This is a genomic window from Tibeticola sediminis, from assembly GCF_003843835.1.
In the GTDB taxonomy this organism is placed as follows: domain Bacteria; phylum Pseudomonadota; class Gammaproteobacteria; order Burkholderiales; family Burkholderiaceae_C; genus Tibeticola; species Tibeticola sediminis.
Genome location: NZ_RKQL01000001.1, coordinates 397,127 through 421,149, shown reverse-complemented (window position 1 = coordinate 421,149; position 24,023 = coordinate 397,127). Strand labels below are relative to the sequence as shown.

The window sequence follows — 24,023 nt, the reverse complement described above, 5'->3', positions numbered from 1 at the left end:
CAAGAAGGTTTACTTCTTCGCTTCGCCGGTCACGGGCTTTTCGCCCGCAGGGATGGTGCCGGCCTTGGCGGCTTCCTTGGCTTCAGCCTTGACTTCCGCACGCTTCTTGGTCGACTTGGTGGCCTTGGCCGGAGCGGGTTTGTCGCCAGTGGCGACTTCACCGGTCTTCATGGCTTCCTTGGCTTCGGATTTGACCTCGGCACGCTGCTTGGTCGACTTGGCGGCCTTGGCCGGAGCGGGCTTGTCGCCGGTGGCGACTTCACCGGCTTTCATGGCTTCCTTGGCCTCGGCCTTGACTTCGGCGCGCGCCGGGGCAGCGGCCGGAGCCTGAGCCTGAGCAACGAGCGAAGAGCCAGCGAGAAGGGCGAGCAGAGCGAGCTTCAATTTCATGGTCAATCCTTTGAAAAGTTGGACCGGATACAGTGGGTTTGCCCGGAAGCGCGATGCACTTCCATGCAGGTCTGACAACGGCTGGGTATTGCTCGGCGTTGACCGCATTCCGTCCAACCCTGCAAATTTCGGTATCAGAGTGTGTCCATGAAGCTGCGCAGTTTGTCCGAGCGGCTCGGGTGCTTGAGCTTTCGCAGCGCCTTGGCTTCGATTTGGCGAATGCGCTCGCGCGTGACGTCGAACTGCTTGCCCACCTCTTCGAGGGTATGGTCGCTGGCCATTTCGATGCCAAAGCGCATCCGCAGCACCTTGGCCTCACGCGGGGTCAGGCTGTCGAGGATTTCCTTGACGACTTCGCGCAAGCCAGCCTGCATCGCCGCATCCACCGGCGCGACGTTGCTGCTGTCTTCGATGAAGTCGCCCAAGTGGCTGTCGTCATCGTCACCGATCGGGGTTTCCATCGAGATCGGCTCTTTGGCGATCTTCATGATCTTGCGGATCTTGTCTTCCGGGATTCCCATCTTCTCGGCCAGCACGCTCGCGTCGGGCTCGTAGCCGAACTCCTGCAGGTGCTGCCGGCTGATGCGGTTCATCTTGTTGATGGTCTCGATCATGTGCACCGGGATGCGGATGGTGCGCGCCTGATCCGCGATCGATCGCGTGATGGCTTGCCGTATCCACCAGGTGGCATAGGTCGAAAACTTGTAGCCGCGCCGGTACTCGAACTTGTCGACCGCTTTCATGAGGCCGATGTTGCCTTCCTGGATGAGGTCGAGGAACTGCAGGCCGCGGTTCGTGTATTTCTTCGCGATCGAGATGACCAGGCGCAGGTTCGCCTCGATCATTTCTTTCTTCGCGCTGCGGGCCATGGTCTCGCCTTCGTTCATGCGCTTGTTGATGTCCTTGAGCTCATGCAGCGGCACGACCACCTGGGCCTGGAGGTCGATGAGTTTTTGCTGCAGATCCTGCACCGGCGGGATGTTGCGCGCCATCACTGCGCTCCAGGGCTTGCCGGCAGCGGCTTGACGCTCGATCCATTGCAGGTCGAGCAGGTGCGAGTTCGGCCCGCTGAATTCGGCTACGAATTGCTCCTGCGGGTAACCACACCGCTCGACGATGATTCGGCGCAGCTCACGCTCTTTCTTGCGGATGTCGTCCACCTGCGCGCGCACCATGTCGCAAAGCTTCTCGATCGTCTTGGCCGTGAAGCGGATGGTCATGAGCTCGTCCGACAGCGCCTTCTGCGCCTTCTGGTAGGCCGGGGTGCCCCAACCTTCGCGGTCGTAGACCTTGTGCAGCTTTTCGAACAGCACGGCAATGCGATCGAAGCGTTCGAGCGCCTGGTTCTTGAGCTCTTCGAGCTTCTTCGTGAGTGCCTTCGAACCGCCCTTGCCATCGTCGTCGTCGGCTTCGTCGAACTCGTCGAAGTCTTCCTCGGCAACGTAGTCGTCGGCTTCGTTCGCGTTGACGAAACCATCGACTACGGTGGAGATGACGACCTTGCCCTCGCGGATCTCTTCGGCCATGCGAAGGATCTCGGCAATCGTGGCGGGTGACGCGCTGATCGCTTCCATCATCGCCGTCAGGCCTGCCTCGATGCGCTTGGCGATCTCGATTTCGCCCTCGCGGGTGAGCAGTTCAACCGTGCCCATCTCGCGCATGTACATGCGCACCGGGTCGGTCGTACGGCCAAATTCGCTGTCGACGGTGGAAAGCGCGGCCTCGGCTTCTTCTTCGGCCTCTTCTTCCGAGGCGGCGGTCGGCGCCGCATTGCTCAGCAGCAGCGTCTCGGCGTCCGGGGTCTGCTCGTAGACCGCCACGCCCATGTCGTTGAGCATGTTGACCACGACCTCGAGCGTCTCGGCGTCGACGAGCTTGTCGGGCAGGTGGTCGGAGATTTCGCCGTGGGTCAGATAGCCGCGCGTCTTGCCGAGCTTGATGAGCTTCTTGAGCCGCTCGCGCCGCTTGGCCAAGTCTTCCTCGGAGAGCACGGTTTCGTCGAGGCCGAACTCCTTCATCAAGGCGCGTTCCTTCGCCTTACTGATCTTCATGCGCAGGGGCTTGACCTTTTCTGCGGTCGGCTCGGCCGCGACTTCGGTCTCCTCGATCAGCTCTTCTTCGACTTCGATCAGGTCGAGATCTTCTTCGAGTCCGATCTCGTCGCCCGCCTTGGCCTTGGGCTTGCGGCCGCGTTTGGCGCCACCCGTCTTTGCGGCGGTGGTTTTCTTGGCGGCCGCCGGGCGTCCCGGTTTTTTGCGGGCAGGGGCTTCGGCTTCGCTCACGGCCAGTTCGGAGTCGAGTTTTTCGACGGCGGCAGCGGCAGATTTCTTCTTGGCAGACTTTTCGGCAGGGGTTTTGGATGCAGGCACGGGGACGACTTTCCGAACGATGGTTTCAGACGAGCTTGGGGCTGCGACACCGGCGGCCGCCGCGGCGGCTCGCGGGTTCTTCGCCGGGGTGTCGCGCACAATGGAATGCCCGGCCGCGGCCGGTTTCTTCGACGTGGAAGCAGGCATCTGGAACCTCGAAACACAAAACTACACACGGCGCGCGGCGCTACGGACGCAGCGGCGCGTTCACGCCAGCCCGCATGGGCCGGCACTCGAGGCAAGATGGTGGGCGAACATTTGGCGTGCAGTCCTTGCGGTAAGGTGGCCGGTCGAGCGCGGTAGACGCTGGCTGCGGTTGGCCTGGCCCGGAGGTGCTGCTGTCGCTCTTGCCGTAGGCAACCGGTAAGTATATCCGATCCGGCAGGTATTCAACCTAAATCCGGCAGTTGACCGCTTCTCGCTGAATGCAAAGTGTTGTTGTTGCAATGGCTTTTGTTGCGGAGGCGGTTCACCGCCCGGGTGAGCGCTGCGCACCCGGTCAAGCCACCCTCGGGCCCGGGGGCGGCGTTGCAAATCTTCGCCATGGCACCCGCCATGTCTGCGGTTTGCGCCTTGCCCGCGCGCCCGATGGCGGCCCGCCCGGGCGCGCCCAACTGCCGGATTTAGGTTCAAGGGCTCGACGCGGGCGATTCGACGGCGTCGAGCCCCGCCTGGAGTTGGCGCCGGCGCTCGTGCAGGGCGCGCAAGCGATCGAGCGCAGAGGGGTCCTCCGCGGCCTGCGCGACGGCCTCGTTTTCGAGTGCGCTCAAATGTTCGAGCAGCATGCGATTGAGCAGGCCGCGCAACTCCTGTTGGGCTTCATGGGGGCGACGCTCGTCGCTGCCGCGGGCCAGTTCGCGGGCGAGCGACATCGCGCGCAGCGCCAGATCCTCGAACGGCTCTCCGCGCAAGGCCTCGCGCAGCGTGCCCCAGGGGAGCGGCCCTTGGTCATGGAAGGTCCGGTCGATCCACCGGAACAGCTCGCCATGCGGCTCGGGCAGCGCGCACAGCAGGGCTTGATCCTCGTGCGTGAGATGTTCCCACTGGGCCATGTCATCGAGCACCAGACGCGCGGCATGGTCTGCCTTGCCGATGGGCGCGGGGCGCCGCAGCGGTCTGCGGCTCGTGCCCGGAAACCGCACGGCGCCGGGATGGCCGCGTCCCGCCGCCGGGTAGGTCGGCGCTCCGTGAGGCGCGGTGTCGCTGCGGCCACCCGCGGGCGTGCCGCTTGTTGCGGGGTTGGCTTGCCAGACCGCAAGGAGGTTGGCGGTGCTCATCTGGGCGGCGCGTGCCAAGTCCTCCAGGATCTGCAGGCGCAGCGCGCCCTCGGGGAGCGCTTGCCAAAGCGCTTGGGCGGCCCGCACCATGCGGGCCCGGCCTTCGGCGCTGTCGAGGTCGCATTCCTGCGCCGCGACTTCGAGGAGGAAGCGCGAGAGCGGCACTGCCTCGGCGACGCGCTCCGCGAACGCGGCCTGCCCCAAGGCGCGGATGTAACTGTCGGGGTCGTGTTCGGGCGGCAAGAACAAAAAGCGGACGCTGCGCAGGTCGGTGGCGTGGGGCAGGGCGGCGATCAAGGCTTTTTGCGCCGCGCGTCGGCCGGCAGCGTCACCGTCGAAGCTGAAGACGACGGAGTCGGTTTGTCGAAACAGCTTTTGCACATGTTCCGGGGTGCAGGCCGTGCCCAAGGTCGCAACCGCATTCGGAAAGCCCAGTTGGGCGAGTGCCACCACGTCCATATAGCCCTCGGTGACCAGCGCGTAGCCGGCTTGATGGATCGCCTGGCGGGCTTCGTAGAGGCCATACAGCTCGCGGCCCTTGTGGAACAGGGCGGTTTCGGGCGAGTTGAGGTATTTGGGTTTTTCATCGCCCAGCACGCGCCCCCCAAAGCCGATGCAGTCGCCTTTGATGTTGCGGATCGGGAACATGATGCGGTCGCGGAAGCGGTCGTACCGGCGGCGCTCGCCCTCGTCCTCGCCTTGGGTGATGACCAGCCCACTTTCCTCCAGCAGGGGATCGTCGTAATTCGGGAAAACCCCGGCGAGGAAGTGCCAGCCCGGCGGCGCGTAACCGAGCCCGTACTGGCGCGCGACCGCACCGCTGACGCCGCGCCCTTTGAGGTATTCGATCGCCCGCGGCGCGTCTTTGAGGGCGCGCCGCCAGGCCTGGGCGGCTTGCTCGAGCACCAGACCCAAGGTCTGGCGGCGTGTGCGCTCGGCGGCGTCACGGGCTTGATCGGCAAGGCTGCGCTCTTCCTTGGGCACGGTCAGGCCGACCTGCGTGGCCAGATCCTCGACCGCGTCGATGAACCCCAGGCCGAGGTGCTCCATCAGGAATCGGATGGCGTCGCCGCTCGCGCCACAGCCAAAGCAATGGTAGAACTGCTTGGTCGGAACGACGTTGAAGCTCGGGGATTTTTCGCTGTGGAACGGGCACAGACCGACGAAGCTCGCGCCGGCTTTACGCAGCGGCACGTAGCGGCCGACGACGTCGACGATGTCGACCCGGGCGAGCAGCTCGTCGATGAAGGACTGGGGAATGGCCACGCGGCCATTTTCGCCGATTCGATCCCCAGCCAGCGCCGCGGGGAACCCGACGCTCGCCTCAGTCTCCCAAAACCACCCCTTCGCGTCGCGGGTCGGCGCCGCCCAGCCAGCCGCCGCCGGGCCGCCGCATGAGGGCTTGCAGGCCGCTGGTCATGGGCATTTCACGCACCTCGGCGCCGCGTCGGCGCAACGCCTCGACGGTGGCTGCCGGGAAGCGTTTTTCCTCGAGCAAGGTCGGTCCGTTGAGCGAGCCGAAATTGGGCAGGTCGATGGCTTTCTGCGGGCTCAGGTCCCATTGCAGGCTGCCATAGAGCGTCTTGACAGTGTAGTGGATGATGAGTGCGCCGCCTGGGCTGCCGGCACTCATCAGCAGTTCACCCGTGGCCGCGTCGAACACCAGCGTGGGCGACATCGACGAGCGCGGGCGCTTGCCGGGCTGTACGCGGTTGGCAATCGGTGTGCCGCTGGCGTCTCGGGGCGTGAAGCTGAAGTCGGTGAGCTCGTTGTTGAGCAGGAAGCCGCCGCTGCGCGCGGGCTGGGTGGTGACCATTTGCCGCGAGCCGAAGGCGTCCTCGATGGTGGTGGTCATGGCGAGCGCGTGGCCCTCGGCATCGACGATGCTGATGTGGCTGGTGCCGTGCTCGACCTGCTCGGGCATGGGGGCGAGGCTGGTCTGGAGCCGTCCGGGGTGGCCCGGACGGGCGAGCTTCATCGACGGGGCGTCGGGCGCCACGCCGATGAGCTTGGCGCGTTCGGCCAGGTAAGCCGGGGCAAGCAGACTCGACCACGTGCCCGCAGGCGGTGCGACGAAGTCGGGGTCGGCGACGTATTGTGCGCGGTCGGCAAACGCCAGGCGTGCCGCTTCGGTGTAGAGGTGCAGCCAGTCGGCCGAGGGTAAGCCCGCTTCGAGCGGGATCTCGGCCGCGGGCGTGTGGGCGAGCAGCCCGAGGATCTGCCCGATCGCGAGCGCGCCCGAACTCGGTGGCGGCATGCCGCAGAGGCGCAGACTCCGGCCGCGTGCGGTCCAGCCGTGGCACAGCGGTTCGCGCTCCTTGGCCTGATAGCGGGCAAGGTCTGTGGTCGAAAGCGTGCCGGGGTTCTTCGCATGGCCTTGCACCTTCGCGACGATGGCCGCTGCCACCGGCCCTTCGTGCAGCGCGCGCGATCCTTGTGTGGCGATCAGGCGCAGCACGGCGGCCATTTCTGGGTTCTGGAGCCTGTGGCCCACCGGCCAGGGTTGCCCATCTGGACCGTAGAAATAGGCGCGCGCCACCGGGTCGTCGCGCAGGAAGCGGTCGTTGGCGAGCAGGCTGTGCAGGCGCGGGCTCATCGGGAAGCCCTGCTCGGCGAGCGTGATCGCGGGCCGGAACAACTCGGACCACGGCAAGCGGCCGTGCTGACGGTGGGCGAGCTCCAGCATGCGCACCGCGCCAGGCACGCCGACCGAGCGGCCACCGACGACCGCTTCGTGAAAGGCCATGGGCTGGCCGTCGGGTCGCAGAAACAGCGTTTCATCGGCCGCGGCCGGTGCGGTCTCGCGCCCGTCGTAGGCCTGCACGCGGCGTCCGTCCCAGTGCAGCAGGAAGGCGCCGCCGCCGAGGCCGCTCGACTGCGGCTCGACCAGCGCCAGAACCATTTGCACCGCGACGGCGGCATCGACTGCGCTGCCGCCCGCCTTCAAGACCTGGTAGCCCGCATCGGTGGCCAGCGGGTTGGCAGCGGCGACCGCAAAACGCGCGGTTGTCCAGCCCGGTTTGGCATTGAGGCCCGTGGCGGCCTCGGGCTGGTTCGGGACGGCGTACTCGAGCCGCGGCGGGGCGCTCGCGCAGGCGGCGAGCAGGCAGGCGGCTGCGAGGCCGAGCCAAGCGCTGCGGCAACGACGGAAGGTTCCATTCATGGCGGCTCCTTTGACGAGTTCGTTCTCGGCCCGGTAGCGATACTCGCAGCGTTCGCTGCGGCTGTCAGAGTTTCTCGGTCTCACCCGCCTTGGGCTGCCACTTCATCAGCTGTCGCTCGATGCGGCCCACGGCAGCGTCAAGGGCCAGCGCGAACGCGGTGAGCACCAGGATGCCGGCCGTGACGGTATTGATGTCGAAGCTGCCCTCGGCTTGCAGGATCAGGTAGCCCACACCCGAGGCCGAACCCAGGTACTCACCGACCACCGCGCCGACGAAGGCCAGCCCGACGGAGGTGTGCAGCGAGCTGAACACCCAGCTCGTCGCGCTGGGCAGGTAGACATGGCGCAGCAGCTGGCGCTGGTTCGCACCGAGCATGCGCGCGTTGGCGAGCACCACGGGGCTCACCTCCTTCACGCCCTGGTAGACGTTGAAGAACACGATGAAGAACACGAGCGTGACGCCCAGCGCGATCTTCGAGCCCATGCCCAGCCCAAACCACACCGAGAAAATCGGTGCCAGGATGATGCGGGGCATGGAGTTGGCGGCCTTGATGAACGGGTCGAGGATGGCCGAGGCCATGGGCGCGAGCGCGAGCCACAGGCCCGCAGCCAGCCCCAGCACGGAGCCGATGCCAAAAGCCGCCACCGTCTCCAGCAGCGTCACCCACAGATGCGGGTAGATGTCGGCGTCGGTGACGAACCAGGCCCAGATCCGGCTCAGCACCACGAGCGGCTGGCCAAAGAAGAACGCGGCCTGGCGGTCGTTGTCGAACATGAAAGGCGGAATCAGCCCCGGCTGCGTCATCACATGCCAGAACGCGAACAAGGCGAGCAGCAGCGCGCCCTGCCACAGGCGCAGCGTGCCGGCCCGGGGCTTGAGGAGTTGCCACATCGTTTCAGCCCACCTTTTGCAGTTGCTGGGTGTAGCCCTTGAGCACTTCTTCGCGCAGCACGTCCCAGATGGCGCGGTGCAAGTCGATGAAACGCGGCGTCATCTTCACCTCGGCGACGTCGCGGGGGCGGGGAATGTCGATGCTGAAGTCACCGATGGGGTGGCTGCCCGGACCGGCGGAGAGCACGACGACACGGTCGCTCATGGCGATGGCTTCATCGAGGTCGTGGGTGATGAACAGCACGGCTTTTTTCTTGCGCTGCCAGAGGTCGAGCAACTCGTTTTCCATGAGCTGCCGAGTCTGGATGTCGAGTGCGGAAAACGGCTCGTCCATCAGGATGATGTCGGGGTCGAGCACCAGGGTTTGCGCGAGGCTTGCGCGCTTGCGCATGCCGCCGCTCATCTGGTGCGGGTAGCGGTCGCCAAAGCTGCCCAAGCCGACGCGGCGCAGCCAATCGTCGGCCTGCGCACGCGCCTCGGCGAGGGGCACGCCGCGAAATTCCAGCCCCGCGGCCACGTTGTCGCGCGCGGTGCGCCAGGGCATGAGGCTCTCGGCCTGGAACATGTAGCCCGCCCGGCGGTTGACGCCGACGACGGGCTCGCCAAACGCGCGGATCGTGCCGGTGCTCGGCATCAGCAGGCCAGCCGCCACATTGAGCAGCGTGCTCTTGCCACAGCCCGTGGGGCCGACGACGCTCACAAACTCGCCCGCGGCGACGGTGAGATCCACGTCGCGCACGGCGGTGTAGCGCTGCGCCGGGGCATCCCGGGACACGAAGGTGCAGGAAACGCCGCGGAATTCGAGCGCCGCGGCGGTGTGTGCGCGCGTCACCGGCTCAACCCTTCGGGTACTTGGCGTTGGCCTTCTTCGCGAACTCGTTGGTGTAGACGGCCTTGAGGTCGAGCTTGGCGGCAGCCATCTTCGGGTCGATGCTGGCGAGCGCGCGGTAGGCGGTTTCGGCGCCTTTTTCGGGGATCAGTCCGTCGGGCGAGAGCGCGCCCCTGGCGGCGAGGAAGGCGTCCACGTACACCGCGCGATCGCCAAGCAGGTAGCTCTCCGGCACGGCCTTGATGATGTCGCCGGCGCCCGCCTGCTGAATCCACTTATCGGCGCGCACGATGGCATTGGCAAGCGCTTGGGCCGTTGCCGGGTACTTGTCGAGAAAGGCCACGGGCGCGTAGAGGCAGCCCGCCGGCATGGGGCCGCCGAAGACTTTTTCCGCTTCGGCGGGCTTGCGGGTGTCGGCGATGATCTGCAGGTCGCCCGAGCGTTGCAGCAGCGTGATGACCGGGTCGAGGTTGCTGATCGCGTCGATCTGCCCGGCACGCATGGCAGCGACCGCCCCGTTGCCCGCGCCCACTCCGATCACGGAAAAGTCCGTCGGCTTGAGCCCGGCCTTGGCGAGCACGAAGTTGGCCACGATGTTGGTCGAACTGCCCGGCGCCGAAACCCCGATCTTCTTGCCTTTGAGGTCGGCCGGGGTCTTGTAGTTGGGCAGGGTCTTGGGATTGATGCCCAGCACGATCTGCGGGGCGAGCCCCTGCAGCACGAAGGCGCGCATGGGCTGGCCCTTGAGCTGCATGTTCAACGTGTGCTCGAACGCGCCCGAAACCACGTCCGCGCTGCCGCCGACCACGGCTTGTAGCGCCTTGGCGCCGCCGGCGAAATCGACGATGGTGACATCGAGCCCCTCGGCTTTGAAGTAACCGAGTTGCTCGGCCACCGTCAGCGGCAGGTAGTAGAGCAGGTTCTTGCCGCCGACCGCGATCGTGAGCTTCGGTTTTTCGAGGCTTTGCGCGGGCGCGGGCAGGGGCAGCGCCGCGGCGAGGCCGCTGGCGAGAACGAGGCGGCGTTTCATAGGGTTGTCTCCTGGAAATGTTCTTAGGGTGCCCCCAGCGGCTGCCAGGGCGCAAAAATCATACTCCCGGGGCAAAAAAGCCGACAAAACGCCAGTATGCCAGCGTGAAATGGCGCTTAAGTGCTACCAAATCAGGAGCTTTTCAGCGCGGGGCGAGGCGGATGGCGCCGTCGAGCCGGATCACTTCGCCGTTGAGCATCTCGTTTTCGATGATGTGCTTGACCAACTTCGCGTAATCCTCGGGCGTGCCCAAGCGGCTGGGGAAGGGCACGCTCGCCGCCAAGGCATCTTGCACCTCTTGCGGCATACCAAACAGCATCGGGGTGCCGAAGATGCCGGGGGCGATCGTCATGTTGCGAATGCCGTTGCGCGCGAGGTCCCGGGCGATTGGCAGCGTCATGCCGACGACCCCGCCCTTGCTGGCGCTGTAGGCCGCCTGGCCGATCTGTCCATCGTAGGCCGCCACGCTGGCGGTGGAAATCAGCACGCCGCGCTCACCCGTGGACTCGGGCTCGTTCTTGCACATCGCGTCGGCGGCGAGCCGAATCATGTTGAAGCTGCCTACCAGGTTGACCATGACGGTCTTGGTGAAAGTGGCCAGGCTGTGCGGCCCGTTCTTGCCCACCGTCCGCTCGGCGGGCGCGATGCCCGCGCAATTGACCAAGCCCATGAGCTTGCCCAGTGACACCGCCTGGGCCACGACCGCCTGGCCGTCGCTCTCGCTGCTCACATCACACCGCACGAAGGCGCCGCCGATGGCCGTCGCTACGGCCTGGCCCTTGTCGGCCTGCATGTCCGCGATGACGACCTTGCCGCCATGGGCCGCGAGCATGCGCGCCGTGCCTTCACCGAGGCCCGACGCGCCGCCGGTGACGATGAACACCTTGCCTTCGATTTGCATGGAAGTCTCCTGGATGAGTTGACGTTAACGTAAACGTCAATTATGCCCAAGGCAAAAAAAAGGCTGGTCGCAAGACCAGCCTTTGAAAGGATCCCTGAACCTTAGAGGTTTCGAAAGGACCCGAGGAGACAACCAATACAGGATCGCACGAGTGTTTCGAACGACCGTTCAAGTTCAAATTATGCCCGAACAGGCCGATGGTTTGCTAGAGCGAGCGCTCCATTTCCACCTCGGTCTGCGGGCTTTGGGCAACGCTGAAAAAGCCCCTCGCGGGAACTTATTCAGCGTTGCCTTTGGTCTTCAGCGCTTTTTAGCGCCGGCGGTCGCCGTCTTGGCCGCGGTCGCGGTGGTCGAGGCCACGGCTTCCATGTTGGCTTGAGCGACGTCCGCGGCTTGCTTGACGACCTTTTGCACCGACTCGTACGCATTGTTGGCGGCAGCGACGGCGCTCTTCATCATGGCGACGGCGGTTTCGGAGCCGGCCGGCGCGTTCTTGGCCGCGTTGTCGAGCAAAGCGGCGAACTTTTGCTGCGCGTCTTCGGCCTGGGCTTCAAAGGTCTTGGTGAACTCGGCGCCGGTCGACTGCGCGATTTCGTAGACATGACGGCTGTACGCAGCGGCCTTTTCAGCCAGCGGCTGGAACATGCCGGCTTGCAGGGCGAGCAGTTCCTGGGCGTCCTTGGCGCTCAGCAGCGCCTGGGTATTCTCAGCGCTCTCTTTGAGCGTGGCACGGGCGACGGCGAGGTTGAGCTCGACGAGCTTCTCGACGCCTTCAAAGGCTTTGTTGGTCAGACCAAACAAGGTCTCCATGTTGGCTTTTTGCGCGGCCAGCAGTTGTTCGGGGGTCAGCATCGGAAATTCTCCTTCAGGTTGGGGTTTCACCATCTGCGCCGAACCGACCCGGGAAGAGCCCGATTCATGTTGCAGTGCAGCATGGACAAATTGTAGGGCGGGTTTTCCCGAATGCAAGCATTTTTTTGTTGCGGCGCAACAAATAGAGGTGATTTTCTAGAGACCGATCCGTGTCGGGTGACGACACCGACGATTTCATGCGCCTTCTGGCGGCGCCGCTGGCAGAATCGCAGCGCATGAACACGCCCGCCGAGCCACGATGAGCGAGACACGCCCAAGCACCGAGCCCCCGCGAAGCCCCGAGTCCCGTCCCGCGCCACGGCCGCGCGCCGACTTTCGGGCCTGGCGCTCCATCAGCACGCGCTGGATGGACAACGACGTGTACGGGCACGTGAACAACGTCGTGTACTACAGCTGGTTCGACACGGCGGTCAATGCCACGCTGATCGAGCGTGGCGTGCTCGACATCGAGCATGGCGTCGTCATCGGGCTGGTGGTGCAAACGCAATGCCATTATTTCGCGCCGCTGGCGTTTCCGCAGACCGTCGAGGCGGGAATCCGCGTCGCGCGGCTCGGTGGATCGAGCGTGCGCTATGAGATTGGGCTGTTTGCGGAAGGCGAGGCGTTGAGCGCCGCGCATGGCCACTTCGTCCATGTTTACGTCGACCGGCAGAGCCGCCGGCCGGTGCCATTGCCGCCGGTGCTCCGGGGCGTTTTGGAGACACTGCAATGAATGCACCCAACACCCGACCGAGCGAGCCGGTCAGTACCGTGGTCCGCGACCCCGACAGCGTCGACGCGGCGATCGAAAGCCGCTTCTCGGCGCGCGCCTTCCTGCAGCGTGCCGTTCCGCGCGAGACCATCGAGCATCTTTTGCGGGTGGCATCGCGCGCACCCAGTGGCACCAACACCCAGCCCTGGAAGGTCTACGTGTTGCAAGGGGCGGCGCGCGACAGCTTGGTGCAGAAGGTCTGCGCCGCGCACGACGCGCTCGCTGCCGACCCGGCGCTCGCGGCCGAGTACCGGGAAGAGTACGACTATTACCCCGAGAAATGGGTCAGCCCGTACATCGACCGGCGGCGCGCCTGCGGTTGGGGGCTGTACGGCGCGCTCGGCATCGGCAAGACCGACAAGGCACGGATGCACGCGCAGCACCAGCGCAATTTCCGCTTTTTCGATGCGCCGGTGGGGATGATGTTCACCATCGACCGCATCCTGGGCCGCGGCAGCCTGCTCGACTACGGCATGTTTCTGCAAAACATCATGGTGGCGGCGCGGGCGCGCGGGCTGCATACCTGCCCGCAGGCGGCATGGAACGGCTTTGCGAAGATCGTGTTGCCGCACATCGGCGCCGGTGCCGATGAAATGCTGGTTTGCGGCATGGCGCTGGGCTACGCCGATGAATCCGCACCCGAGAACCACTTTCGCACCGAGCGTGAGCCCGTCGAGGCCTTCACGCACTGGCTGGCCTGATGTATCACCGCCCGAGCGCGCCTTCACGTTGCATTTCTGACGACGTCACCGGAGACCTTCGCTCATGAAAACCACCCGGCGCGCCCTTGGGGCCGCAACTCTTGCCCTGGCGATCGCCAGCGTTCCCTCGCTGGCGGTCGCCGCCGACCTCGACGGGGCGAACCTGTCTGTGCTTTGGGCGGTGCCTTTCGCCGGCATTTTGCTGTCGATTGCGCTCATGCCTTTGTTGGCGCCATTCTTCTGGCACCACCACTACGGCAAGGTGGCTGCAGGCTGGGCGCTGGCGTTTCTGCTGCCGTTTGCGGCTGCGTACGGGCCGGGCGCCGCCGGCGGGGTGCTGGTGCATGCGGCGGTGGCTGAATACATTCCCTTCGTGATTCTGCTCACCGCCTTGTTCACCGTGGCAGGCGGCATCTTCATCCGCGGCAACCTGCACGGAAGCCCTGGGCTCAACACCAGCATTCTGGCCATCGGCGCGGTGCTGGCGAGCCTGATGGGCACGACCGGCGCGTCGATGCTGCTGATCCGCCCGCTGATTCGCGCCAACGACAACCGCAAGCACACCGCGCATGTGGTGGTGTTCTTTATTTTCATCGTCTCTAACGCGGGCGGCTCGCTCACGCCGCTGGGCGACCCGCCGCTGTTCCTGGGCTTTCTCAAAGGGGTGGATTTCTTTTGGACCGTCTCGCACATCTTCCCGGAGACCCTGTTCCTCGTGGGCGCCTTGCTGGCGATCTTCTACGCGCTCGACAGTTGGTACTACCACCGCCGCGAGGAGCTTCTGCCCCGCGACCCCACGCCCGATACGCCGCGCCTGGGCTTTGATGGCGCGATCAATTTCGTGCTGCTGCTCGTCATCGTCGGCCTGGTGCTCATGAGCGGGCTGTGGAAATCCGACGTGGTCTGGCATGTGGCCGGTGCCGAGGTGGGGCTGCCGGGGCTGGTGCGTGACATCGGGCTGATCGCCGTGGCAGCGGTGTCGCTGGCGATCACGCCCAAGCAGGTGCATGCCGACAACCAGTTCGGCTGGGGCCCGATGCAGGAGGTGGCCAAGCTGTTCGCTGGCATCTTCCTGACCATCGTCCCCGTGATCGCCATGCTCAAGGCCGGCGTGAACGGGCCGTTCGGCGCGGTGGTCTCGGCCGTCACGCGCGCCGACGGCACGCCCGACCCGGCGATGTATTTCTGGGCGACCGGTGCGCTGAGCTCCTTCCTCGACAACGCACCGACCTACCTGGTGTTCTTCAACACCGCGGGCGGCGACCCGGCGGTGCTCATGACCACGCATGCCGCGACCTTGGCTGCGATCTCGGCGGGCGCGGTGTTCATGGGGGCGAACAGCTACATCGGTAACGCGCCGAACCTGATGGTCAAGGCCATCGCCGAGGACCGCGGCGTGAAGATGCCGAGCTTCTTTGGTTACATGCTGTGGTCCTGCGGCATTCTGGTGCCGCTGTTCCTGGCCATGACCTTCATCTTCTTCCGTTGAGGCGAGAACTCATGAGCCGACCAGCCGTTCTGGTGGCGCGTGCCGTGTTTCCCGAGGTGGTGGAGCGCCTGGCCACGCACTTCGAGGTGGAAGCCAACCCCGACGATGTGATCTGGAGCCGGGCTGAGCTCATCGCCCATTTGCAGGGCAAGGCCGGCGTGCTGACCACCGGCAGCGAACGCATTGACGCCGATCTGCTCGCCGCGTGCCCGGGGCTGCGCATCGTCGCCAACATGGCCGTGGGCTACAACAATTTCGATGTGGCGGCCATGACGGCGGCGGGTGTGCTGGGCACCAACGCGCCGGACGTGTTGACAGAGACCACGGCGGACTTCGGCATGGCGCTGCTGCTGGCGACCGCGCGGCGGGTGTGCGAGAGCGAGCACTTCCTGCGCGCGGGCCTGTGGAAAAACTGGCGCTACGACCTGTTCCTGGGCGCCGAGGTGCACGGCAGCACGCTGGGGATCATCGGCATGGGGCGCATCGGCCAGGCGGTCGCGCGGCGCGCGGCATTGGGTTTTGGCATGCGGGTGCTGTATCACAACCGAAGCCGGCTCGCCGGCGAGATCGAGGCGGCCTGCGGCGCGCGCTACGTGGAAAAGGACGAGTTGCTGCGCACAGCCGACCATGTGATGCTGGTGTTGCCCTACAGCGCCGAGTCGCACCACACCATCGGTGCGGAAGAGCTCGCGCGGATGAAGCCGACGGCGACGCTGATCAATCTCGCGCGCGGCGGCATCGTCGACGACGCCGCGCTCGCCCGTGCCTTGCGCGAGCGGCGCATCGCCGCTGCGGGGCTCGATGTGTTCGAAGGCGAGCCGCGGGTCCATCCCGATCTGCTGACCGTGCCCAACGTGGTGCTGACGCCCCACATCGCCAGCGCCACGCGCGGCACCCGGCTGGCCATGGCGAACCTGGCAGCGGACAACCTCATCGACTTCTTCACCACGGGCCGGCCGCGCACGCCGGTGAACCCGCAGGTGCTGCGCTGAGTCGATTTTTTCGATCATTTGCCCGTTTGCCTGCATGAATGCATGCTTAGTTGCTACTATTTTGTGATTTTTTTAGGGCGGGGAAACAACAATGCTGGTGTCTGAACTTTGGCTCTGGGGCCTGTCGCTGGCGCTGGTGGTGGCCCTTTCGCTGCTGGTGCTGCTGCTGTGGCGCCGCCCGCGGGTGGATCTGCCGCCCGAGTGGGCCGCACGGCTGCAGGCGATGGAGCAAGCGGTGCAAGACACGCGTCTGGCCGTGGCGCAAAACGGGGGGGTGCTCGATGCCATGGCCGACCAGGCGCGGAGCGCCAGCCAGGCCAGCGGGGCGCAGGCCGAGGCCTTGCGCGCGGTGGTGGACGAGCGGTTGGCGCAGGCGGTGGCGGAGTCACGCAACGGCCGCGCCGAGCTGCTGGCCGCGTTTGCCGGGTTCGAGGTCAAGCTCGAGCAGCGGCTGGGCAGTTTCGATGCCGCGCTCGCACAGCGGCTCGCCGCGCTCGAGACGGCGCTCGCGCAGCGGCTGGCCACGATGGACGCGGCGCTCGCGCAGTCGCTTGCGGCCTCGCGCGCGGACTTGAGCGGCGCGCTCGCGGCGATGTCCGCGGCGCTCAAAGACCAGCTCGAGGCCAGCAGCTCGCAGCTGCGCCAACAGTTCGGCGTGCTGCAAGACGGCTTGCAGCAGCAGTCGAGCGTCTTGCAACAAGGACTCTCGCAACAGCTCAGCGCGCTGGTGCAGGGCAGCCAGGCCAATGCCGAGCAGTTGCGCACCGCGCTCAACGAGCGGCTGGCTGCGATTCAGGCCGACAACACCGCCAAGCTCGAAGAAATGCGCCGCACGGTGGACGAAAAGCTCCACGCCACGCTGGAGCAACGCCTGGGCGACTCGTTCAAGCTGGTGAGCGAACGGCTCGAGCAGGTACACAAGGGCCTGGGCGAGATGCAGTCGCTCGCGGGCAGCGTGGGCGACTTGAAGCGCGTCATGACCAATGTGAAAACCCGCGGCACCTGGGGCGAGGTGCAACTGGGCGCGATCATCGACAACGTGCTCACGCCCGAGCAGTACGCGCGCAACGTCAAGGTCGCGCCTGGCAGCGACGAGCTGGTGGAATTCGCCATCCGCCTGCCCGGTCGGCGCGACGAGCAGCCCGTGTGGCTGCCGATCGACGCGAAATACCCGGTCGAGCACTACCAGCGCCTCATGGACGCGCAGGACAGCGCCGACCGCGCCGCCATCCTGGCCGCAGGCACGGCCTTCGAGAACTCGCTGCGCTTTGAGGCGAAGAAAATCGCCAGCAAATACATCGCGCCGCCGCACACGACCGACTTTGCGATCCTCTACCTGCCCACCGAAGGTCTGTTCGCCGAGGCGCTGCGCCGCCCGGGCCTGATGGAGGCGCTGCAGAACGAGCACCGGGTGATGGTGTGCGGCCCGGCCAACCTCGCAGCCATGCTCAACAGCCTGCAGATGGGGTTCAAGACCTTGGCGATCGAAAAGCGCTCATCCGAAGTGTGGGCGGTGCTCGGTCAGGTGAAGACCGAATTCATGAAGTTTGGCGACGCGCTCGACGCCGCCAAGAAGTCCATCGACACCGCCGCCAAGAAGTTCGACGACGTCGGCGTGCGCACCCGCGCCATCCAGCGCAAGCTGCGCGACGTACAGGAACTGCCGGCGCCGGAGTCGCCCGCTGGCCTGGACCCGCAGGCGCTGCTGGGCCCAGCGGACTGAAACGCTGCCGCTGGTCATGCCCCGCCGCGCTGCTGCGCTCGAATGGCTGGCGACGCTGCGCTGGCCTTTGCCTGCGGTCCTCAGCTGGGGTGTGGCGGCTCTGGCCTATGCGGGCTTGCGTGTCCTGACGCTCGGGCCTTGGCCCGCGGCCATCGGCGCCAGCGTGCTGGCTGTGGGGCTGGCAAGCCAGACCCCCACCACGGGGATGCGGCGCGCGTGGATGGCGCTGGGTTTCCCACTGGCCTGGGCCTTGCTGCAGGGCACGGGTGAGAGCGGCGGTGCGGCGCAAACCGCTTGGGCTTGGTTGCTGGGCTTGGCCGCCTTGCTCGCGCTCTATCCGCTCGGGGCCTGGCGCGACGCCCCTTTGTTCCCGACGCCGCACGACGCCTTCGAGGGCCTGGCCGCCGCGCTGCCTTTGGGGCCGAAGCCCACCGTGCTCGACGCGGGCTGCGGCCTCGGCGATGGTTTGCTGGCGCTGGCCCGGGCGTGGCCACAGGCCCGGCTCGAAGGGGTGGAGCGCAGTGCCGTACTCGCCTGGCTGTGCGCGCGGCGGCTACCTCAGGCGCACATCCGCCGCGGGGACTTGTGGCAATCCGACTGGTCGGTGGCGGATCTGGTCTATCTGTTCCAGCGCCCGGAGAGCATGCCCAGGGCATGGGACAAAGCCCAGCGCGACATGCGCCCCGGCACTTGGTTGGCAAGCCTGGAGTTCCCCATTCCCGGCCGCCCCGCCGATGCTGAGTTCCGCTGCCCCGACGGGCGCATCCTGTGGCTCTACCGCATTCCGGCCAGCAGCCCTCGGAGCGGCGGGCAATAGGCTGGGGAAAGTCCGGATGACAGGCGCAGCGCCTTCGTTTCGAATCCAAGCCTTACTCGGTACGGTATTTCGGGCTGCCTGAGTCACGCGCGCGCAGCACACACCGGACGGTCGGTGTGCGCCGCTTGCGGGTGGTTCAGCCCGGCCGAGATGCCGTCATACGGGCCAGGTTCCACATCGTTTCCCACACCCACGCCCATGACGCTGCTTCCCCCTCTGCGCTTGCTGATCGTTGCGATCTTGCTGAGCCTCCTGGCGCACGCGGCGCACGCGGTTGCGCCGTACCAGCGGGGGAATCCCCTGCCGGCATCCAGCCTGAACGAGCAGATGAGCCGGGTGGAAAAAAAGCTCGAGGCGGCCGGTTTTCGGCTGCTGGGCCGCCACCAGCCCAAGGGCCTGGGCGAGCGCGGCGTCGTGGTCTACACCGATGCGGCGCTGCTCGATGCCATCGGCAAGGTCGGCGGCCATGCCATTTTGGCCGCGCCGCAGCGGGTGGGCGTGAGCGCTTCCGGTGAACTCAGCTACACACGGCCCGAATACTGGTTGCGGGCTTATTTCCGGGATCGGTTCGCGCTCGCCGCGCCGGTTGCGCGGGCGATGCAAGGGCGGCTGGAGCAGGCGCTGGGCCGCGGCGAGGTGTTCGGTGGCGATGTCCCGGAACAGACGCTGGCCGACTATCGCTACATGGCTGGGATGGAGCGGCTCGATTCGTTCCGTGCGGAATTGATCGATCTCCAGCAGTTCGACGCCGCGGTTCGGACCGTGCGCAGCCGGCTCGCCGAGCATGTCGCGGACACCGCACCGGTGTACGAACTCGTGCTGCCCGAGCACAAGTTGGCGGTCTGGGGTGTTGCGCTCAACAGCGCGCGCGACGGCGAGGGAGTCTGGGTCAACAAGCTCGGCCCCGTCGGGCCGCAGCACATCGCGGCGCTCCCTTATGAGATCTACGTGATCGGCGGCAAAATCTATTCGCCCGCGGCGCGCTTTCGCATCGCGCTGGCGTGGCCTTCACTCGACCTCGGGCAGTTCATGAGCATCCGCTACACCCCCGATGCCATTGCCGCGACCATGCGGCGTGTGGCCAATGTGCCGGATTTGGTGCAACTGGCCAACTGAGCCTGAATCCCTTCATTCAAGCCGGGCGGGCCAGCCCGTAGAAGTCGCGAATGAGGTTCCAGGCCGTCAGTGGATCGTCGACGAAGTGCAGCAGGTCGAGGTCTTCGGGGGAGATCACGCCTTCTTCGACCAGCAGATCGAAGTTGATGAGCCGCTTCCAGTACGCGCTGCCAAAGAGCAGGATCGGCACGGGCTTGGCCTTCTTCGTCTGCACCAGGGTGACGACTTCGAACAGTTCATCGAGCGTGCCAAAGCCGCCGGGAAAAGTCACGAGCGCCTTGGCACGCATCATGAAGTGCATCTTGCGCAGCGCGAAGTAGTGGAACTTGAAACTCAGCTCCGGCGTGACGTAGGGGTTGGCATGCTGCTCGTGCGGCAGTGAGATGTTGAGCGCGACCGAGGGCGCGCCCACATCGTGCGCGCCGCGGGTGGCTGCTTCCATGATGCCCGGGCCGCCGCCGGTACAGATGTAGAGGCGTTGCTCGGCGGGGCAGGCGAGGCTGTCGGTCGCGACTAGGCGCGCGAATTCCCGGGCCTGCGCGTACCACTGCGCGTTGCGCAGGTCGCGCTCGGCCCGGCGGATGGCCTCGGGCTCGCCTTCGGCCTGTGCAGCGGCAAACGCGCGCTGCGCGACGTCGGGCGGGAGCATACGGGCGCTGCCAAAGACGACGATGGTGTTTTCGACGCCAGCTTCGCTTTGCATCAAGTCGGGCTTGAGCATCTCGAGCTGAAAGCGAATGCCGCGGGTTTCACGCCGCAGCAGGAACTCGGGGTCGGCAAACGCCAGTCGGTAGGCGTCGCGTTTGAGTGTTCCCCCGGCGACGGCGTGGTTTTGCAGCTCAGCCCAGGCATCGGCGATGCGGCGTTCGGTGATGTCTTGCGTGGTTTCCATGGTGCGAGTGGTCGGCGCGAGGCAAAAGAAAAAAGGCTCCGAATGGAGCCTTGTCGGTCGCGGGCGTCGTTCAGACGCGTTTTTTGTATTCACCCGTGCGGGTGTCGATTTCGATCTTGTCGCCCTGGTCGACGAAGAGCGGAACCGCCACTTCGAAGCCAGTGGCGATCTTCGCGGGCTTCAACACCTTGCCCGAGGTGTCGCCCTTGACGGCGGGTTCGGTCCAGGTGATTTCGCGCACGACGGTCGTGGGCAGCTCGACGGAAATGGCCTTGCCGTCGTAGAAGACGACTTCCGCGCTCATGCCATCTTCGAGGTAGTTGAGCGCGTCGCCCATGTTCTCGGCCTCGACTTCATACTGGTTGTAGTCGCTGTCCATCCAGACGTACATCGGGTCGGCAAAGTAGGAGTAGGTGCACTCCTTTTTGTCCAGAATGATCTGGTCCATTTTGTCGTCGGCCTTGAAGACGACTTCGGTGCCGAAGTTGTTCAGCAGGCTTTTGAGCTTCATGCGCACCGTGGCGGCGTTGCGGCCACCGCGGCTGTATTCGGTCTTCAAGACGACCATCGGGTCTTTGCCGTGCATGATGACGTTGCCGGCGCGAATTTCCTGTGCGATTTTCATAACGATTCCAGTGTCGAAAGAGCTGCCGCTGCATGAGGTCCCACGGTCTCTGTGCACCCCAGGGGGCCAGCGGCGAGCGAACGGCAAATGAACGGCGGTCGGGCTTGGGTGGGCGCGGCAAGCGCCATCACCAAAGCCTTCTATTTTAGCCGGCTCATGGCTGCTCCTGCAGCTGTTGACGCCGGTCGGCGACGAAAGCCCTCAATTGCGAGAGGAGATCGGGCTGCGTGAGCAGTCGCTCGCGCGCGGCGCGGATGCACGCACCCCAGAGCGCCAGGTCGGGTGGGGGCAGGGCGCCGCTCGAGAGCCCATTCCAGATCCGGTGGAAGCGGCGCAGACTGGGCGGGGCGTCGAGCCAATCGAGAAGTGCCTCCAGCTTGGCCGCGTGCGCGCCGTCGTCCTGCGGGTAGATGTTCCAGATGAAAGGCTTGCCGGCCCAGAGCGCGCGCACCAGCGAATCTTCCCCGCGCACGAAGTTGAGGTCTGCTGCCCAAAGCAGGTGGTCGTAATCAGTCTGCGTGAGGGCTGGAAGGTATGAAACTTGTAGCGCTTGCGCACCGTTTTGCAAGGGGGTTACCGGGTTTCCAGCGCAAAAATGGCCGCGGACGGCCGCAGCGGCACGCCCATGCGTCACCCACAGCTGCACGGGTTGCCCCGTGCCCGATCCACCCGCGGCGAGCGCGTCGAGCCAAGCCCCCAGCGCTGGCGGCTCGTAGCAAAAAAGGCTGATGCGCAGCGCCCGGCCCGAGGGCAGCCGCTGCCGCTCCCGCCAACGCGCCGCGTCGAAGGCGACCTGGCGGGCCAACAAATCGGGCTCGCGCAGCAAGCCGCCGGTGCGCTCGGTGTAGCCCGGAAAGAAGAAATGCCGCGTGCGCCCCCGCGCTGGCCCGTGCAGGATGGGCGAGGGCAAGCCGTGGCTACGCTCGACGTAGGCTTCGGCCGAGAGGTATTCGAGGTTGATCCAGACCGGGTTATTTTTAGGGCAACGCTGAACAAGTCCCTCGCGCGTCGCGCATCCCGGCTGCGGGCGGTCTGCGTCGTTGCCAATCCTCGCCATAGCTGCGGCTATGGCTGCGGTTTGCGCCTCGCATCCCATCCCGCGGCCGGGCGCGCGCCATCGCGGGAACTTATTCAGCGTTGCCTTAGATTTTGCGCCGGATGCCGGCGTGAAACGGTCATGTTGCGCTATGAATTCAGGATCGATGTCGCAACCGAACAATTCCACCCACACGTCCGCCGCACCCTGCGCGAGCGCGTCGGCCGCGAAAGGCTGCGTCCAAGGCCGCACCTGCAAACGCGGCCAACGGCCTTCGAGCGCGCCCGGGGCCATCCAGGCGAGCGCCTCGGGCGCGTCGACCCAGAGCTGCACCGTGTCGCCGCTCGCGGCGATCTGGCTCGCCAGCCGCCAGGCGACGCCGAGGTCGCCGTAGTTGTCGATGACGCGACAGAACAGCGCCCAGTGCATGGGGCCTGCCTCTAGGGTGTCTCGCATCCCGATCAGCCGCCGCAGGGACGGTAGAGGTCCAGCTCGGGCCGGTAGGCCGAGGTCTGCACGCCAAGCAGCCCGAGCACCGAGTGGAAGTAATGGTCGTGTGACACGCGCTCGTCCTGCCGCGCCTTCAGGCAGGCGGTCGAGATGCCGCGCTCGCGCGCGTAGCGGTTCGACAGCCACGTGATCCAGGGCACATGCTTTTGCACATCGGGTGCGACGCCGTAGGGCAGGCCGTGCAGGTAGAGGTTGTTCTCGCCGAGCGACTCGCCATGGTCCGAGAGGTAAATCATCGCCGGGCTCCAGGCGCTTTCGCGGGACTTGAGCCAAGAGATCGTCTGCGCGAGCACATGGTCGGTGTAGGCGATGGTGTTGTCGTAGGCATTGACGACCTGCTCGCGCGTGCACTCTTGCAGTGCGTTGCTGGTGCATTCGGGCAGGAAGCGCTTGAACGCCGGCGGCGAGCGTTTGAAATACGCTGGGCCGTGGCTGCCCATCTGGTGCAGCACCAGCACCACGCCACGCGCGCGGCGCTCGGGGTCGAGCGCGGCGATGCGTTCGTCGAGGCCGCGGAGCATGATTTCGTCAAAGCACTCTCCGCCGCTACACAGCGCCGGGTCCTTCAGCTCGGCCGTGCTCACGTGCGGCGTGCGGTCGCACACGCCTTTGCAGCCCGATTGGTTGTCGATCCACAGCACTGCAAGGCCCGCGTGCTGCAACACGTCGAGCAGCGTCTCGCTGTTGTAGGGGCGCCGCTCAAATTCGTCGCGCGGCAGCGCCGAGAACAGGCAGGGTACGGACGCCGCCGTGTTCGTGCCGCAGGACCAGGCGTTGCGCTGGTTGATGATGTCTTCGCGCGCGAGTTCGGGCGTGGTTGCGCGCGCATAGCCGTTGAGCGAGAAGTTGTCCGCACGCGCCGTCTCGCCGAGCACCAGCACCAGCAGCGGCGGCTTTGCGCCCGCAGGGCGGGGGGCGAGCCGCGCGTCCTGCCCCAGCGGCTCGAGTCGCCGCGTGTCACGCTTGAACGGCGTGGCCGCGACGTCGGCCAGCGCCCACACCGAGTTGAGCGGATTGATGAGGTAGCGCAACTGCGTGTGGTTGCGCATCACCGAGGAAAAGTCCTGGAAGATCGCCATCAGCGCGCCAGACGTGAGCGCAAGCCCGCCGACGATCAGCGCCAGATGCACACCGAGTTGCCGCCCCAGCGGCTGCGGCTGCAGAGGCCGCCGCCAGACCCACCACAGCCCCGGCCCCGCCAGGCCCAGGAGCGCCAGCGCGAGCTTGAGGTTGAGCAGATCGCCAACTTCTCGGGGGTCGGTCTGCACCACGTTGACCATCATCGTCGGGTCGATGACGACGCCGTAGCTCAGCATGAAATACGCGCCCACCGCCGTCGCAACGAGCAGCAGAGAGAGCAGCGGCCGCAGCAGCCGTCCCCAGCCTAGCGCCGCCACCAGCGCCACCAGCAGCCCCGCGATGCCCAGCGCAAAGCCAAGCGCGAACGCCAGCCCGCGCGGCCCGCTCACCTCGGGCAGGGCGCGGATTTGCTGCCACAGCGCCAGGTTGCCCACGCTGGCCATCCAGACGCAGACCGCGAGGATGAGCGTGTGCCGCGCCTGGGTGCGATGGGCGCCCGCGTCCGCCGTGGACATGGGGCGTTTGGGCCAGGCTGTGACCGAGATGTGTGCGCTCATGAACGATGGA

At 66.1% G+C, this 24,023-nt stretch carries 21 protein-coding genes; 8 read left to right on the top strand and 13 right to left on the bottom strand.

Annotated elements, in window-relative coordinates:
• Positions 1–9: 9 nt before the first annotated feature.
• Positions 10–390: a DUF4148 domain-containing protein gene (locus EDC62_RS02025; RefSeq protein WP_124219902.1), complete on the bottom strand. Its 381-nt coding sequence runs from the start codon at positions 388–390 to the stop codon at positions 10–12.
• Between the two features lie 134 nt (positions 391–524).
• Entirely contained in the window at positions 525–2,906 is a 2,382-nt protein-coding gene (gene rpoD / locus EDC62_RS02020; RefSeq protein ID WP_124219900.1) for an RNA polymerase sigma factor RpoD, read from the bottom strand.
• A 291-nt stretch (positions 2,907–3,197) separates the two neighbouring features.
• Between rpoD and EDC62_RS02015 the strand changes: the two genes are divergently transcribed.
• Positions 3,198–3,386, top strand: coding sequence for a hypothetical protein (locus EDC62_RS02015; RefSeq protein ID WP_124219897.1), 189 nt, complete (start codon positions 3,198–3,200; stop codon positions 3,384–3,386).
• A 2-nt stretch (positions 3,387–3,388) separates the two neighbouring features.
• Here the strand turns inward: EDC62_RS02015 and dnaG are convergent, their stop codons facing one another.
• From dnaG to phaP, 7 genes are all read right to left on the bottom strand, one after another.
• Positions 3,389–5,302, bottom strand: a complete 1,914-nt coding sequence (dnaG, locus tag EDC62_RS02010) for a DNA primase (protein WP_124219894.1) — start codon at positions 5,300–5,302, stop codon at positions 3,389–3,391.
• 58 nt (positions 5,303–5,360) lie between these two features.
• Positions 5,361–7,199 carry a gamma-glutamyltransferase family protein gene (locus tag EDC62_RS02005; RefSeq protein ID WP_124219892.1) on the bottom strand — a complete coding sequence of 613 codons (1,839 nt, stop codon included), beginning with the start codon at positions 7,197–7,199 and terminating at the stop codon, positions 5,361–5,363.
• A 64-nt stretch (positions 7,200–7,263) separates the two neighbouring features.
• Positions 7,264–8,091: an ABC transporter permease gene (locus EDC62_RS02000; RefSeq protein WP_124219889.1), complete on the bottom strand. Its 828-nt coding sequence runs from the start codon at positions 8,089–8,091 to the stop codon at positions 7,264–7,266.
• Positions 8,092–8,095: 4 nt separating this feature from the next.
• On the bottom strand, positions 8,096–8,923 hold the full coding sequence (locus EDC62_RS01995) for an ABC transporter ATP-binding protein (RefSeq protein ID WP_124219887.1): 828 nt from the start codon (positions 8,921–8,923) through the stop codon (positions 8,096–8,098).
• 4 nt (positions 8,924–8,927) lie between these two features.
• Positions 8,928–9,950 carry an ABC transporter substrate-binding protein gene (locus EDC62_RS01990; RefSeq protein WP_124219884.1) on the bottom strand — a complete coding sequence of 341 codons (1,023 nt, stop codon included), beginning with the start codon at positions 9,948–9,950 and terminating at the stop codon, positions 8,928–8,930.
• A 142-nt stretch (positions 9,951–10,092) separates the two neighbouring features.
• Positions 10,093–10,851, bottom strand: a complete 759-nt coding sequence (locus EDC62_RS01985) for a 3-hydroxyacyl-CoA dehydrogenase (RefSeq protein WP_124219882.1) — start codon at positions 10,849–10,851, stop codon at positions 10,093–10,095.
• A gap of 300 nt (positions 10,852–11,151) precedes the next feature.
• A complete protein-coding gene (gene phaP / locus EDC62_RS01980; protein WP_124219879.1) occupies positions 11,152–11,703 on the bottom strand; it encodes a TIGR01841 family phasin in 552 nt (183 codons plus the stop codon).
• Positions 11,704–11,962: 259 nt separating this feature from the next.
• Here phaP and EDC62_RS01975 point away from each other — a divergent pair, with 259 nt between their 5' ends.
• The 7 genes from EDC62_RS01975 to EDC62_RS01945 all read left to right on the top strand — a co-directional run bounded on the left by EDC62_RS01975 (position 11,963) and on the right by EDC62_RS01945 (position 19,313).
• Positions 11,963–12,436 carry an acyl-CoA thioesterase gene (locus EDC62_RS01975; protein WP_124219877.1) on the top strand — a complete coding sequence of 158 codons (474 nt, stop codon included), beginning with the start codon at positions 11,963–11,965 and terminating at the stop codon, positions 12,434–12,436.
• Positions 12,433–13,176, top strand: coding sequence for a nitroreductase (locus EDC62_RS01970; RefSeq protein WP_124219874.1), 744 nt, complete (start codon positions 12,433–12,435; stop codon positions 13,174–13,176). The genes EDC62_RS01975 and EDC62_RS01970 overlap by 4 nt, the downstream gene beginning before the upstream one ends.
• 64 nt (positions 13,177–13,240) lie before the next feature.
• Positions 13,241–14,665, top strand: a complete 1,425-nt coding sequence (locus EDC62_RS01965; RefSeq protein WP_124219872.1) for a sodium:proton antiporter — start codon at positions 13,241–13,243, stop codon at positions 14,663–14,665.
• 11 nt (positions 14,666–14,676) lie between these two features.
• Complete coding sequence (locus EDC62_RS01960; protein ID WP_124219870.1) at positions 14,677–15,657, top strand: 2-hydroxyacid dehydrogenase; 981 nt, start codon at positions 14,677–14,679, stop codon at positions 15,655–15,657.
• 91 nt (positions 15,658–15,748) lie between these two features.
• Positions 15,749–17,380, top strand: a complete 1,632-nt coding sequence (locus EDC62_RS01955; RefSeq protein WP_124219868.1) for a DNA recombination protein RmuC — start codon at positions 15,749–15,751, stop codon at positions 17,378–17,380.
• A 16-nt stretch (positions 17,381–17,396) separates the two neighbouring features.
• Positions 17,397–18,197 (top strand): class I SAM-dependent methyltransferase, encoded by an 801-nt coding sequence (locus EDC62_RS01950; RefSeq protein WP_124219865.1) that lies wholly within the window; start codon positions 17,397–17,399, stop codon positions 18,195–18,197.
• A 198-nt stretch (positions 18,198–18,395) separates the two neighbouring features.
• Positions 18,396–19,313 carry a hypothetical protein gene (locus tag EDC62_RS01945; RefSeq protein ID WP_124219862.1) on the top strand — a complete coding sequence of 306 codons (918 nt, stop codon included), beginning with the start codon at positions 18,396–18,398 and terminating at the stop codon, positions 19,311–19,313.
• A gap of 16 nt (positions 19,314–19,329) precedes the next feature.
• Here EDC62_RS01945 and EDC62_RS01940 read toward each other — a convergent pair whose 3' ends face one another.
• From EDC62_RS01940 to EDC62_RS01925, 4 genes are all read right to left on the bottom strand, one after another.
• Positions 19,330–20,205 carry an LOG family protein gene (locus tag EDC62_RS01940; protein WP_124219859.1) on the bottom strand — a complete coding sequence of 292 codons (876 nt, stop codon included), beginning with the start codon at positions 20,203–20,205 and terminating at the stop codon, positions 19,330–19,332.
• A gap of 70 nt (positions 20,206–20,275) precedes the next feature.
• Positions 20,276–20,830, bottom strand: coding sequence for an elongation factor P (gene efp, locus EDC62_RS01935; RefSeq protein ID WP_124219857.1), 555 nt, complete (start codon positions 20,828–20,830; stop codon positions 20,276–20,278).
• A gap of 154 nt (positions 20,831–20,984) precedes the next feature.
• Positions 20,985–22,322 carry an elongation factor P maturation arginine rhamnosyltransferase EarP gene (locus EDC62_RS01930; RefSeq protein WP_124219854.1) on the bottom strand — a complete coding sequence of 446 codons (1,338 nt, stop codon included), beginning with the start codon at positions 22,320–22,322 and terminating at the stop codon, positions 20,985–20,987.
• Between the two features lie 5 nt (positions 22,323–22,327).
• Complete coding sequence (locus tag EDC62_RS01925; RefSeq protein ID WP_124219852.1) at positions 22,328–24,013, bottom strand: phosphoethanolamine transferase; 1,686 nt, start codon at positions 24,011–24,013, stop codon at positions 22,328–22,330.
• Positions 24,014–24,023 lie beyond the last annotated feature (10 nt).

Bases quoted from the DNA above. Each gene is read 5' to 3' on its own strand.
- EDC62_RS01955 (WP_124219868.1), top strand. From the start codon at position 15,749: ATGCTGGTGTCTGAACTTTGGCTCTGGGGCCTGTCGCTGGCGCTGGTG.
- efp (WP_124219857.1), bottom strand. From the start codon at position 20,830: ATGAAAATCGCACAGGAAATTCGCGCCGGCAACGTCATCATGCACGGC.
- EDC62_RS01930 (WP_124219854.1), bottom strand. From the start codon at position 22,322: ATGCGAGACACCCTAGAGGCAGGCCCCATGCACTGGGCGCTGTTCTGT.
- EDC62_RS01945 (WP_124219862.1), top strand. From the start codon at position 18,396: ATGACGCTGCTTCCCCCTCTGCGCTTGCTGATCGTTGCGATCTTGCTG.
- EDC62_RS01990 (WP_124219884.1), bottom strand. From the start codon at position 9,950: ATGAAACGCCGCCTCGTTCTCGCCAGCGGCCTCGCCGCGGCGCTGCCC.
- EDC62_RS02025 (WP_124219902.1), bottom strand. From the start codon at position 390: ATGAAATTGAAGCTCGCTCTGCTCGCCCTTCTCGCTGGCTCTTCGCTC.
- EDC62_RS02000 (WP_124219889.1), bottom strand. From the start codon at position 8,091: ATGTGGCAACTCCTCAAGCCCCGGGCCGGCACGCTGCGCCTGTGGCAG.
- phaP (WP_124219879.1), bottom strand. From the start codon at position 11,703: ATGCTGACCCCCGAACAACTGCTGGCCGCGCAAAAAGCCAACATGGAG.
- EDC62_RS01940 (WP_124219859.1), bottom strand. From the start codon at position 20,205: ATGGAAACCACGCAAGACATCACCGAACGCCGCATCGCCGATGCCTGG.
- rpoD (WP_124219900.1), bottom strand. From the start codon at position 2,906: ATGCCTGCTTCCACGTCGAAGAAACCGGCCGCGGCCGGGCATTCCATT.
- EDC62_RS01975 (WP_124219877.1), top strand. From the start codon at position 11,963: ATGAGCGAGACACGCCCAAGCACCGAGCCCCCGCGAAGCCCCGAGTCC.
- EDC62_RS01925 (WP_124219852.1), bottom strand. From the start codon at position 24,013: ATGAGCGCACACATCTCGGTCACAGCCTGGCCCAAACGCCCCATGTCC.
- EDC62_RS01960 (WP_124219870.1), top strand. From the start codon at position 14,677: ATGAGCCGACCAGCCGTTCTGGTGGCGCGTGCCGTGTTTCCCGAGGTG.
- EDC62_RS01965 (WP_124219872.1), top strand. From the start codon at position 13,241: ATGAAAACCACCCGGCGCGCCCTTGGGGCCGCAACTCTTGCCCTGGCG.
- EDC62_RS01985 (WP_124219882.1), bottom strand. From the start codon at position 10,851: ATGCAAATCGAAGGCAAGGTGTTCATCGTCACCGGCGGCGCGTCGGGC.
- EDC62_RS01970 (WP_124219874.1), top strand. From the start codon at position 12,433: ATGAATGCACCCAACACCCGACCGAGCGAGCCGGTCAGTACCGTGGTC.
- EDC62_RS02005 (WP_124219892.1), bottom strand. From the start codon at position 7,199: ATGAATGGAACCTTCCGTCGTTGCCGCAGCGCTTGGCTCGGCCTCGCA.
- EDC62_RS01950 (WP_124219865.1), top strand. From the start codon at position 17,397: ATGCCCCGCCGCGCTGCTGCGCTCGAATGGCTGGCGACGCTGCGCTGG.